Consider the following 12,413-nt stretch of genomic DNA (forward strand, 5'->3'; position numbering starts at 1 on the left):
TTGTTGAGGTAAATCTTAACATAATTCCATTTTTTTAGTTTCAATGCAAATTAAGATTTAGATATAAATTTAAAATCGAAATTGTGTAATTGATTGTAGCTTACAAATGATTAAATTTGCAACTTATTCAAGACTATGTTAGAAAAAGAAGTTATAAATTTTGAGAGAACAGTAATTGTTGGAATTGTTACTCAAAATCAAAGTGAAGAAAAACTAAATGAATATTTAGACGAATTGGAGTTTTTGACATTTACCGCTGGAGGTGAAGTTATTAAACGCTTTTCGCAGAAAATGGAGCGCCCAAATCCGAAGACTTTCGTAGGAACGGGAAAAATTGATGACATCAATCTCTATGTAAAAGAAAATAAAATATCTACAGTAATTTTTGATGATGAATTAACACCATCTCAGCAAAAGAATATTTCAAGAATTATAGATTGCAAAATTCTGGATCGAACAAACTTAATTCTGGATATTTTTGCACAAAGAGCTGAGACTTCATATGCAAGAACGCAGGTAGAATTGGCGCAATGTATTTATTTATTACCAAGACTTTCTGGTTTATGGACGCACCTTGAACGTCAAAAAGGGGGTATTGGTATGCGTGGACCTGGAGAAACAGAGATCGAAACCGATAGACGTATTGTACGCGACAGGATTTCATTATTGAAAGATAAAATCAAAACGATTGATAAACAAATGAGCATTCAGCGCGACAATCGCGGTGCAATGGTTCGTGTGGCTTTGGTTGGATATACCAATGTTGGAAAATCGACTTTGATGAATGCAATTGGTAAAAGTGATGTTTTTGTAGAGAACAAATTGTTTGCAACTCTAGATACAACGGTTCGAAAAGTGGTGATCAAGAATCTGCCATTTTTGCTTTCTGACACAGTTGGTTTCATTCGAAAACTGCCAACTCAATTGGTTGATTCTTTTAAAAGTACATTGGATGAGGTTCGCGAAGCAGATTTACTTTTGCACGTAGTAGATATTTCACATCCAGATTTTGAAGATCATATCGAATCTGTAAACAAGACGCTTCTGGAAATTAAAAGCAACGACAAGCCAACAATAATGGTTTTCAACAAAATCGATGCTTATCGTCATCTTACAATTGATGAAGATGATTTGATTACGGAAAGAACCCGTAAACATTATTCTCTCGACGAATGGAAACAAACTTGGATGAGTAATGTTGGAGAGGGAAAAGCATTATTTATTTCGGCTTCAAATAAAGAGAATTTTGAAGAGTTTAGAGAAACGGTTTATGAAGCTGTTCGACAAATTCATATAACTCGTTTTCCTTATAATAAATTCTTATATCCCGATTATAAAGATGCGATTGAGAAGGAAGAAGAAAACGATGAGGAGTAATAGAAAATTTTACCGCAAAGAGCGCTAAGATTTTTATTATATTATAATAAATGAAAAAGTTCGCAAAGCTAAATTAACATCAAGCTTTGCGAACTTTTATTTTTATAAAATTTAGCTTTTAAAAAACTTTGCGCTCTTTGCGGTAAAATATTATGGCTTTATAGATTAAAATCCAAAATTAACTCCTAAACCAAATACCTGTCTCGTTTGAAGTCCTCTAAAAGCATTGTCATCATATATAGCTTGGAAAGCAAAATTTGCCGACAAGAATTTATTTATTTTCATGATGATGTTCAAAGAGTAATTGATATCAACATTTTGAGGATCTTCTAGATAATTAGAGTATAAATTCAGTGTGTTTTCTGCCGTTACATTGGTCATAATTGCCAGTTTATAATAAACCGAAGCATAAAAACCTAGTTCATAACGCATGGTTTTGCCTTCGTCAACACCAAAATAAGCGCCGTCTACATAAGGTAAACCTGTAAATCTATCAATGCCGCTTGTATACGCATTGTCTACAAAAGTGAATTTTGAAGTAAGAGGTGCAAAATTTATTTTAAGATTATCATCTTTTGTCCAATAAATACCAGGTCCAGTAGTAAGATATCCAGGAGACATAAATTTGGTTTGTTCCGTTCTAATTTCTTTTCCGTTGGGATCCTGACCATAAATATAACCTGTTGTAAATTGTGTTCTGAAATTTAGGAAATAAGAATAGTACCATTGTCCAAAAGCTCTTTTTCCGACAATTGAATTAAACTCCAGACGGTCATCAGTCTTTTTTCCGAAATCGGTGTTTTTAGTTTGTAGAAGCCCGTAAGAAGCAAGGATTTTATTATCCCACGTTACATCGTCTTTTTTATAATTGAAGTCATAATTGATGCCTAAAGTTCCGGAGAAACTATCTTCGCCACCTGCGATCCAGTTATTGAAGCTCGATTGGTTTAGTAAAAGAGATACAGTTCCCTTTGCTTTCCAGCCTTCTCCCTCAATCGTATCGTTTATTTTTTTTACCGCTTTTTCGGTATTCTGAATTAATTCTTTTTCTGAATTCTGTGCCTGAACAATAGCAAAGTTCGCTAAAATGCATAGTAATAACGCCAGCTTTCTCATGGTTGTTTAGTTTAAGTGTATTATCAAATATACTAAAAACCAATTGAAACTAAACGATAATCACGTGCAATTGCAGGTTATTTCTTAGATTCCTTGTATAGAGGTACTGCAGAACACGCTTCGCCATACATAATGTCGCGGGCAAATGGCTGTAAATAATTCGTGGCTAAAATATAAGCACGCATAGGAACTGGTTTCTTAGAACAGCCTTTTACAATTACAGGTTTACTCTGGTAGACAGAGTAATCAATTTTACTCAGGATTTCTTCGTATAAACTAGCATCCATATCCTCAATAGTTCCGTTGACTACTTTTTTTGCAAATGGAGCTAAATGAACGCTTACTAAAATTAATGCCCAAGCGGGAACTATAGCATCTGTACTGCAATTTACCGCCACATATTGATCTTGGTATTGTGACCAATCGTGATGTTTTAGGTGCTCTCTAAAGTCTTTTTCTTTCAATAAAAATCCTTCCAAAAGCCACTGCGAAATGTCAATCTGCACTCGTATTCCTTTTGGATAATAATCCTCTAAATCAAAAACTTCTAAAGCACTATTGGCAACTTTATTGATAATTTCTTCCATTTTCTTTAGTTTTCAGTAGCAGTTCTCAGTCACAGTGAAAACTGTAAACTGAGACTGCAAACTGTATACTTATTAAAGCATTCCTAATTCTAATTTTGCTTCTTCGCTCATTAAATCTTTACTCCAAGGCGGATCGAAAGTAATTTCTACTTCAACATCTTTGATGTGTTCGATTGTTTTTACTTTCTCTTCAACTTCTCTTGGTAAACTTTCCGCAACTGGACAGTTTGGAGATGTTAATGTCATTAAGATTTTTACTTCGTAATCAGTATTTACCATTACGTCATAAATTAATCCTAACTCATAAATATCAACAGGAATCTCAGGATCGTAAATACCTTTTAAAATTCTTACGATTGATTCTCCTAATTCGTTTGTGTCTATTTCTTGTTCCATTTTTATTTTTATTTTTCCACCATATAAGTTATGTAAGTTCATTTAAAATAGAGCGCTTATATAATATAGATGTTTTTGTTTTTATGTTTTTAATCTTCTAGCCAACGATACAGATCGTTGACATATGTTTTTTGACCTTCGTGATAAATATTTGTTACATTAAAGTTTATCATTAGTCCTATCGGTGACTTTAAAAGTTTCATTAAGACATGAGTTTTGCAATATGGATTGGTATAATTTGATCAACTGATTTTAGCTCCAAAACTAGACAGTTTTCAATAAATAAATCACATCTTAAATCGGACTCTAATATCAAACCTTTATATTCTACAGGAATTATTAATTCAGATTTGAAATTAATTCCTCTTAAAGATAATTCCTTAATCATACATTGATGATAGATACTTTCTAAAAGTCCCGTTCCAATACTTTTATGAACTTCAATTGTCGCCCCGTTAACCTGATAAATTAAATCAGTCAAATATTTCTTTGTTATCATATTGCTTTTTTCGCAATAACAACAATTAAAAAAGAAAGAAAAAACTTATTATTCTATGTTTAAAATATAACTATAAAAAGAAAAGCTTAAATTTTCTTATATCACTTATATGGTTTAATTTTTTTTAATTTTTGTTCTTTGCGTCAAATGCCAAAGCGTACATTTTGATATTTTTTATCATCGAAACCAAGCCATTTGCTCTTGTTGCTGATAAATGCTCTTTTAAACCTATTTCATCAATAAAATCTACATCAGCTTCTAGAATATCTTTTGCTTTTTGATTCGAGAAAGCACGAATTAAAATTGCGATTATACCTTTAGTCAAAATAGCATCGCTGTCTGCTGTGAAAACAATTTTATCGTCTTGCTGTTCGCCTTGCAACCAAACTTTTGACTGGCATCCTTTGATTAAATTCTCGTCGGTTTTATATTCCTCTTTAATTAAAGGAAGAGTTTTTCCTAATTCGATGATGTATTCATAACGGCGCATCCAGTCGTCGAACATTGAGAATTCATCTATTATTTCGTTTTGTATTTCTTTTATTGTCATAATTATTCTTTAGCAAAATCAACTAATAAATTTACTAGTTTTTCTATTTCCTTTGGAGGGAAGCCATTATCGAAACCTTGAGTTTCGTATGTTTTTTGATTTTGTATTATTTTTAAATTTCCAATTGCGGCACCATCATAAGTACGCTTGTCTGTTGGTGCTTTTAAAGTAGAAAGGCTGTCTAAATTAACTTTTGAAAACGCATCAACAATTTTATTCCATTTTGCATCGTCAATATTACTTTTTACAGGTGAAGCATCACGTTTGTTAGTAACAGAAACCGATTTATTCTCTACTAGAATGCTTTTGAAATAGCCTCGTGAATGTGCAGAATATTCAATTTGTGTTGATGTCATATCTACTTTTTTTTGGTCTGCAGCATCCTGTTGCAATAAAAAGGGTTAAGAGCAATAATGATAGTATTCTCATATGTTTTTCTTTTTTAGCTTAGCATTGTTTGTGCTTTTTTGACGGCATCGACCATTAAATCAATTTCCTCTTTAGTATTATAAAAAGAGAAAGAGGCACGAATTGTTCCCGGAATACAGAAGAAACTCATAATTGGCTGTGCACAATGATGTCCTGTTCTTACTGCAATTCCTAATTTATCTATAATCGAACCAATATCGTATGGATGAATTCCATCAATATTAAACGAAACCACAGAAGCTTTATTTTTTCCTGTTCCATAGATTCTTAAACCTTCGATTTCTAATAAACGTTTTGTAGCATAATCTAAAAGTTCGTTTTCGTATTCTTTAATATTTTCGAAACCAACGCTGTTTAAATAATCAATTGCAGTTCCTAAAACAATTCCGCCGGCAATGTTTGGCGTTCCTGCTTCAAATTTATGAGGAAGATCTGCGTAAGTAGTTTTTTCGAAAGTAACTTCCTTGATCATTTCCCCTCCGCCTTGGTAAGGAGGCAATTTATTTAACCATTCTTCTTTTCCGTATAAAATCCCAGTTCCAGTTGGGCCACACATTTTATGTCCTGAAAAAGCATAAAAATCACAATCTAATTCCTGAACATCTGGTTTTAAATGCGGAACTGCCTGCGCACCGTCAATTAAAACTGCGGCGCCAACAGCATGAGCTTTATCAATAATATATTTTATAGGATTAATAATTCCAAGTGCATTTGAAATATGATTAACCGTAACCACTTTTGTTTTTTCTGAAAGAAGAGCATCAAATTCTTCGATGATCAATTCTCCATTTTCATTGATTGGAATAACTTTTAAAGCGACGACCAGTTCTTTCGCATAACATCTGCCAAGGCACAATGTTACTGTGATGTTCCAATGACGAAACAATTACTTCATCGCCTGGTTTTAAAATAGAAGCAAAACCATTGGTTACTAAGTTGATTCCGAATGTTGTTCCAGAAGTAAAAAGTACTTCGTGAGCATGTTTGGCATTTATATGTTCTTTGACTTTTCCACGAGAAACCTCGTAAGCGTCAGTGGCTAACTGGCTTAAAGTGTGAACGCCGCGGTGAATGTTGGCGTTGATTTCCTGATAATATTTCACTTCAGCATCAATCACAATTTGTGGTTTTTGCGAAGTAGCTCCGTTGTCGAAATATACTAATGGTTTTCCGTTTACAGTTTGTGAAAGTATCGGAAAATCAGCTCTTATTTTTTGAATATCTAGCATGTCTTATTTAGAAAAAATCTATTTACAAAAGTACTAAAACTAAATTTGTTTATACAGCAATTCTATAATTTCCTTTTATGGCATCATTGTTACAAGGTGTAAATGCTGATTCCGTAAAAATCAATTCGATTTTCTGAATAATCCCAATCAGATTTATAATTTGAGTCTAAAATCGTGAACATAAATTATTTATATTGCATTAAAAATACTGATATCATCATGAAAAAATTTTTCAAAGTACTTTTGCTTGTAGTGGTTCTTGCTTTTTTATATTTCGGATTTACAACTTATCCCAAGCTTGATTTAATTTCTGGATTCTCGGCTAAAAGTGTTGCTTCTGGACATTTTATAGATAACCGTCCTTTGGATTTAATTCAGAAAACAGACAATGATATCAAAATGATAGATTTAGCTACAAACTCCATTGACGAAGCTGGAAAATTTGCGACTGCAACAGTTTACGGTTTAAAGGAAAGAAAAGCGATTTATAGAGAAGGTTTGGGAGCAACTTTGATTAATGATGATTTTGATGTGTCAAAACCTTATTTACTTCCAAAGAGAACAAAGTTGGAAAATAACCTTCCTTTTCCTTACGGGAATAATGAACCAAAAGATACTTTATTTGCCAATGTAGATTATTCGAAACTTAAGAATGCGGTTGAAAATGCTTTCGATAAAAACGATGGAAAAGCAAAACGTACTCGCGCCGTTGTGGTTTTATATAAAGATAAATTGATAGGCGAAAAATACGATAAAGGATTTAATAAAGACAGTAAAATTTTAGGTTGGTCGATGACAAAAAGTATCACAAGTTCGGCATTTGGCGTTCTGGCGAAACAAGGAAAAATTGATATTTATAAACCAGCTCCAATTGCAGAATGGCAAAATGATGAGCGTAAAATAATCACGATAAATGATTTGCTTCACATGAATTCGGGTTTAGAATGGGAAGAGAATTACAGTACGATTTGCGATGCTACAAAAATGCTTTTTCAGGCCGAAGATATGGGAAAAGTACAAATGGATAAACCGGCCCAATTTAAACCAAACACACATTGGAATTATTCTTCTGGAACAACCAATTTATTGTCTCTTATTTTAAGAAGACAATTTAAAACACAGCAAGAATATCTTGATTTTTGGTACAGCGCTATTATCGATAAAATCGGAATGAACTCGATGATTGTAGAACAGGATATGTCAGGAACTTTTGTAGGTTCGTCGTACGGATGGGCAACGCCAAGAGATTGGTCAAAATTTGGATTATTATATCTGAGAAAAGGAAATTGGAATGGCGAACAAATCCTAGATGAAAGCTGGGTAAAATATACTTCAACTCCAACAAATACATCCGAAGGGAAATATGGCGCGCAGTTCTGGCTAAACGCTGGAGGAAAGTTTCCAGATGTGCCTCGTGATATGTTTTATTGCAGTGGATATCAAGGTCAAATGGTAGCGATTATTCCATCAATGGATATGGTTATTGTGAGAATGGGAGTTAGAGAAGGTGATAAAGGGTTTGATTTTAATGGGTTTTTGAAAGATGTCATTTCTTCTGTAAAAAAATGAAATTTTACCGCAAAGACGCCAAGTAAAAAGCGCAAAGTTCGCAAAGCTTTATATTAAAACCTTGCGAACTTTGCGTAAATCTTAGCGAACCTTGCGGTTAAGCTTTCTATAAATCAAATCCTAAATTCACACCCAATTTCATGGCAATGATTTTAGTAATTCTTTGTTTTAATTCTGGTATTTTAATGCTTTCGATAACGGCATTTGAGAATGCGTACATCAATAATGCTTTAGCTTCTTTTTTAGGAATACCACGAGATTGCATGTAGAACATGGCAGTTTCGTCTAATTGTCCAACGGTACAACCGTGAGAACATTTTACGTCATCTGCGAAAATCTCTAATTGTGGCTTTGCGTTGATAGTTGCTTTATCACTCAATAAAATGTTGTTGCTTTTTTGGAAAGCATTTGTTTTTTGAGCTTCTTTTTCTACCAAAACTTTTCCGTTGAAAACGCCTGTCGAGCGATCAGAGAAAATTCCTTTATAATCCTGGAAACTTTCACAATTTGGCGTTGCGTGGTTTACCAAAGTATAATGATCAACGTGTTGTTTATCGCTAAGGATTGTGATTCCGTTAAGCGTACTTGTCAGTCTTTCACCAAAGTGATAAAAGTTTAAGTTGTTACGCGTAAGATTTCCTCCAAATGAAAAAGTATGTACAGCAGCGTGACTTTCTTGTTGTCGCGAAACATAAGTATTGTCAACTAAATTAGCTTCGCTATTATCATTTTGAATTTTGTAATAATCAACAATCGCACGTTTTTGAGCAAAAATTTCAGTAACCGAATTGGTTAAAACCGGATTTTCATTCAAACTTTGGTGACGCTCGATAATTTGAACATGTGAATTTTCGCCCACAATAACCAAATTTCTTGGCTGAACCATTAAAGCGACTTCATTTCCTGTAGAGAAATACATAATCTCAATTGGTTTGTCAGCAACTTTCTTTTGCGGAATATTGATAAAAGCACCTTCACTTGCAAAAGCAGTATTTAATGAAGTCAAGCTGTCATCTTTACTTGCAATTTGATTGAAGTAGTTATCAATAACCATTTTATATTTTGGTTTGGTCAATGCCGATGACATCAAACAAACATCGATTCCGTCGTGTGTTGTAGAAGACAAATGCGAACTGAAAACACCATCAATAAATACTAATTTATAAGTATCTATTTCGTGTAAAAAGTATTTTTTTACCTGATTAAATTCGATTGCATTTTCTTCTTTTGGAAAAACCGTAAAGTCATTTTTTAAGATGGCGTTTAACGATGTATATTTCCAAGCTTCTTCTTTTTTGGTTGGGAAACCTTTATTTTCGAAGTTTTTTAAGGCATTTGTGCGAATGTCATGCAAATCTGAATGTACATCGACACGCTCTTCAAAAGCCATAAAAGACGATACTAATTTTTCTTTTAAATCCATTGTTCTTGTTAGTCTTAAAGTCGAAAGTCGAAAGTCAAAAGACTTTAGATTGTCGACTATTTTTGTGAAAAAATCATAAACTTAGTTGAGTCTAAACAGACTTTACAACTTTTGACTTTATGACTTTTGACTCAAATATTTAATGAAACCGCTTAATAATTTCGATATTTCAGTTATCGATTCTAAAAGCATTTCAAATTCTTCTTTAATTATATATTCTAAATCAAACGCTAAATATAATTGAGATCTTACTTCTCCTGCCGATGCTTTGGCCACATATAAAAAATAAACAAACTCTTTATCTGTATTTCTCTCAAAACCTTCTGCTATATTTGATGATATAGAAAGTGATGCGCGTCTTATTTGTCTAACGAAATCAAAGTCTTTTTTGAAATTAGAATTTTCAGTAACTAAATATATTTTCTTATTGAAGATTCTGGATTTCTGCCACGAATTTATTTCCTCAAAAGATCTAAATTTGCTCATGTCCAACTTTTGACTTTATGACTTTAGACTTTCAGACTGTATTAATTCTCCGCTTTAATCCAGTCGTATCCTTTTTCTTCCAATTCGTAAGCCAATTCTTTTCCACCAGATTTTACGATTCTTCCGTTGTAAAGAACGTGAACGAAATCCGGAACGATATAATCTAACAAACGTTGGTAGTGAGTAATTACGATAATAGCGTTTTTGTCGCTTTTTAATTTGTTAACTCCGTTAGCCACAATTCTTAAAGCATCGATATCAAGACCAGAATCGGTTTCATCAAGGATAGCTAATTTTGGTTCTAACATTGCCATTTGAAAAATCTCGTTTCTTTTTTTCTCTCCTCCAGAAAAACCTTCGTTTAATGAACGAGATAAAAATTTACGATCGATTTCTAATAATTCAGATTTCTCACGAATTACTTTTAGCATTTCGTTCGCCGGCATTTCTTCCTGACCGTTTGCTTTACGAGTTTCGTTGATAGCCGTTTTCATGAAGTTAGTTACGCTTACTCCAGGAATTTCTACAGGATATTGAAACGAAAGGAAAACTCCTTTATGTGCTCTTTCTTCTGGAGCAAGATCAGCAAGGTCTTCTCCGTCAAGGATAACTTCACCATCTGTAACTTCATAATTTTCATTTCCTGCGATAACTGCAGAAAGTGTACTTTTTCCAGAACCGTTTGGTCCCATGATAGCGTGTACTTCGCCCGCTTTAATTTCTATATTAATTCCTTTCAGGATTTCTTTATCACCAATTGAGGCGTGAAGGTTTTTTATTGATAACATTGTTTTTTTTATTTTATATAAATGTCAATTCTATTTTTGTTGTTTGGTTTAGGATGTTGGCATTAAAATGCGCATGTCCTAAATATTCCATGCCTAAATAATCGGCTGATTTTTTGAACGGAATGTAAAAGCTTTCTTCAATTTCATCGTCGTGCGAATTTGAGATCACGCCAATTTTCTTTCCTCTAAGCTTTCGTCCGGTTTCTTTTTCAATTCGGATTAAATCCGAAAAACGATCAAAGAAAACCTTCATAATTCCACTCATATTGTACCAATATATTGGCGTTGCAAAAATTAAAGTGTCATAATTTTCGATGATACCTTTTATTAAAGGGAAAAAATCATCTTCTCTGTTTTTGCTTTCGTAATCGTAATAGGAAATATTAAAATCACTTAAATTAATTACCTCTATTCCGTGTTCTTTAGAAATTTCGTCTACAATTTTTGTTGTATTTCCGTTTTTTCGGGAAGAACCTAAAATGATGACTGTTTTATTTCCCATCTTGCAATTATCCAACAGATCCTTCTAAAGAAATCTCTAATAATTTTTGAGCTTCAACAGCAAATTCCATTGGTAATTTGTTCAAGACATCTTTACTGAAACCATTTACAATTAAGGCAATCGCTTTTTCAGTCGGAATACCTCTTTGGTTGCAATAAAAAACCTGATCTTCTCCAATTTTACTTGTTGTTGCTTCGTGCTCAATTTTTGCCGATGGATTTTTACTTTCGATATAAGGGAAAGTATGAGCGCCGCAATTATTCCCCATTAAAAGAGAATCACATTGCGAAAAGTTTCTTGCATTCTCAGCTCTAGGGCTAATCTGCACTAATCCACGGTAACTGTTTTGTGATTTACCAGCCGAAATACCTTTAGAAATAATAGTCGATTTAGTATTTTTTCCTAAATGGATCATTTTAGTTCCAGTATCTGCTTGTTGGTAATTATTGGTAACGGCAATTGAATAAAATTCTCCTACCGAATTATCTCCTTTTAATACACAAGAAGGATATTTCCAGGTTACAGCAGAACCTGTTTCTACTTGTGTCCATGAAATTTTAGCGTTTGTTTCGCATAAACCTCTTTTGGTAACGAAGTTATAAACCCCGCCTTTTCCTTCTTTGTTTCCTGGGAACCAGTTTTGAACAGTAGAATATTTAATTTCAGCATCATCCAATGCGATTAGTTCAACTACAGCGACGTGCAATTGGTTTTCGTCACGACTTGGAGCAGTACAACCTTCAAGGTAAGAAACGTAACTTCCCGCATCTGCAATAACCAAAGTTCTTTCGAATTGTCCTGTTCCTGCCTGATTGATTCTGAAATAAGTTGAAAGTTCCATTGGGCAACGAACGCCTTTTGGAATATAACAAAAACTTCCGTCAGAGAAAACGGCTGAGTTTAATGCTTGCGTAGAAGTTGTCTTTTTGAGGTACAACAGTTCCTAAATATTTCTTTACTAATTCAGGATGTTCTTTAATTGCTTCTGAAATTGGACAGAAAATAATTCCTTTTTCTCCCAATGTTTTTTTGAAAGTCGTTGCTACAGAAACAGAATCGACCACAATATCCATAGCGACATTGTTCATCATTTTTTGTTCGTCAACAGAAATTCCAAGCTTTTTGTACATCTCTAAAAGTTCTGGATCAACATCGTCCAAAGTTTTAGTAGGATCCACTTGTTTTGGAGCAGAATAATAGGATATAGCTTGAAAGTCCGGTTTTTCGTAATGAACATTTGCCCATTCCGGTTCGATCATTTCTTTCCACGCACGAAAAGCCTCAATACGCCAATCGGTCATCCATTCTGGTTCTTCCTTTTTAAGAGAAATAGCTCTTACGATATCTTCGTTTAAGCCAATAGGGAAAGTCTCAGATTCTATATTGGTATAAAATCCGTACTCATATTCTTTTGTTTCCAGTTCGATTTTTAAATCGTCTTCGGTGTATTTACTCATTATTT

12 protein-coding genes and 2 pseudogenes are annotated in these 12,413 nt (G+C 33.4%); 2 read left to right on the top strand and 12 right to left on the bottom strand.

Annotation, left to right across the window (positions count from 1 at the left end):
- Window positions 1–135: 135 nt before the first annotated feature.
- The gene (gene hflX / locus ACZZ95_RS06305; RefSeq protein WP_463468422.1) at window positions 136–1,377 is read left to right on the top strand and encodes a GTPase HflX; all 1,242 of its coding nucleotides are present in this window, start codon (window positions 136–138) and stop codon (window positions 1,375–1,377) included.
- A gap of 165 nt (window positions 1,378–1,542) precedes the next feature.
- On the opposite strand, the gene ACZZ95_RS06310 is transcribed toward hflX, so the two are convergent.
- The 7 genes and pseudogenes from ACZZ95_RS06310 to ACZZ95_RS06340 all read right to left on the bottom strand — a co-directional run bounded on the left by ACZZ95_RS06310 (window position 1,543) and on the right by ACZZ95_RS06340 (window position 6,183).
- Complete coding sequence (locus ACZZ95_RS06310) at window positions 1,543–2,493, bottom strand: DUF3078 domain-containing protein (protein WP_095953736.1); 951 nt, start codon at window positions 2,491–2,493, stop codon at window positions 1,543–1,545.
- Between the two features lie 77 nt (window positions 2,494–2,570).
- The gene (locus tag ACZZ95_RS06315) at window positions 2,571–3,080 is read right to left on the bottom strand and encodes a DUF2480 family protein (protein ID WP_463468424.1); all 510 of its coding nucleotides are present in this window, start codon (window positions 3,078–3,080) and stop codon (window positions 2,571–2,573) included.
- Window positions 3,081–3,152: 72 nt separating this feature from the next.
- Window positions 3,153–3,476: an SUF system Fe-S cluster assembly protein gene (locus tag ACZZ95_RS06320; RefSeq protein ID WP_025570977.1), complete on the bottom strand. Its 324-nt coding sequence runs from the start codon at window positions 3,474–3,476 to the stop codon at window positions 3,153–3,155.
- 202 nt (window positions 3,477–3,678) lie between these two features.
- Window positions 3,679–3,975, bottom strand: coding sequence for a GxxExxY protein (locus ACZZ95_RS06325; RefSeq protein ID WP_463468425.1), 297 nt, complete (start codon window positions 3,973–3,975; stop codon window positions 3,679–3,681).
- 124 nt (window positions 3,976–4,099) lie between these two features.
- Entirely contained in the window at window positions 4,100–4,525 is a 426-nt protein-coding gene (locus ACZZ95_RS06330; protein WP_463468426.1) for a SufE family protein, read from the bottom strand.
- A gap of 2 nt (window positions 4,526–4,527) precedes the next feature.
- Entirely contained in the window at window positions 4,528–4,881 is a 354-nt protein-coding gene (locus ACZZ95_RS06335) for a hypothetical protein (protein WP_463468427.1), read from the bottom strand.
- Between the two features lie 86 nt (window positions 4,882–4,967).
- Window positions 4,968–6,183: pseudogene (locus tag ACZZ95_RS06340) on the bottom strand (aminotransferase class V-fold PLP-dependent enzyme).
- A 219-nt stretch (window positions 6,184–6,402) separates the two neighbouring features.
- Between ACZZ95_RS06340 and ACZZ95_RS06345 the strand changes: the two are divergent.
- Window positions 6,403–7,752, top strand: coding sequence for a serine hydrolase domain-containing protein (locus ACZZ95_RS06345; RefSeq protein WP_463468428.1), 1,350 nt, complete (start codon window positions 6,403–6,405; stop codon window positions 7,750–7,752).
- 106 nt (window positions 7,753–7,858) lie between these two features.
- Here the strand turns inward: ACZZ95_RS06345 and sufD are convergent, their stop codons facing one another.
- The 5 genes and pseudogenes from sufD to sufB form a co-directional block, all read right to left on the bottom strand.
- Window positions 7,859–9,175: a Fe-S cluster assembly protein SufD gene (sufD, locus tag ACZZ95_RS06350; RefSeq protein ID WP_463468429.1), complete on the bottom strand. Its 1,317-nt coding sequence runs from the start codon at window positions 9,173–9,175 to the stop codon at window positions 7,859–7,861.
- Between the two features lie 117 nt (window positions 9,176–9,292).
- Window positions 9,293–9,661 carry a four helix bundle protein gene (locus ACZZ95_RS06355; protein ID WP_074662453.1) on the bottom strand — a complete coding sequence of 123 codons (369 nt, stop codon included), beginning with the start codon at window positions 9,659–9,661 and terminating at the stop codon, window positions 9,293–9,295.
- Between the two features lie 41 nt (window positions 9,662–9,702).
- Window positions 9,703–10,449 (bottom strand): Fe-S cluster assembly ATPase SufC, encoded by a 747-nt coding sequence (sufC, locus tag ACZZ95_RS06360; protein ID WP_463468430.1) that lies wholly within the window; start codon window positions 10,447–10,449, stop codon window positions 9,703–9,705.
- 13 nt (window positions 10,450–10,462) lie between these two features.
- Entirely contained in the window at window positions 10,463–10,951 is a 489-nt protein-coding gene (locus ACZZ95_RS06365; protein WP_042564755.1) for a flavodoxin family protein, read from the bottom strand.
- 7 nt (window positions 10,952–10,958) lie between these two features.
- Window positions 10,959–12,408, bottom strand: a pseudogene (gene sufB / locus ACZZ95_RS06370) (Fe-S cluster assembly protein SufB).
- Window positions 12,409–12,413: the final 5 nt, after the last annotated feature.

It is taken from the genome of Flavobacterium sp. AC267, from assembly GCF_979258715.1.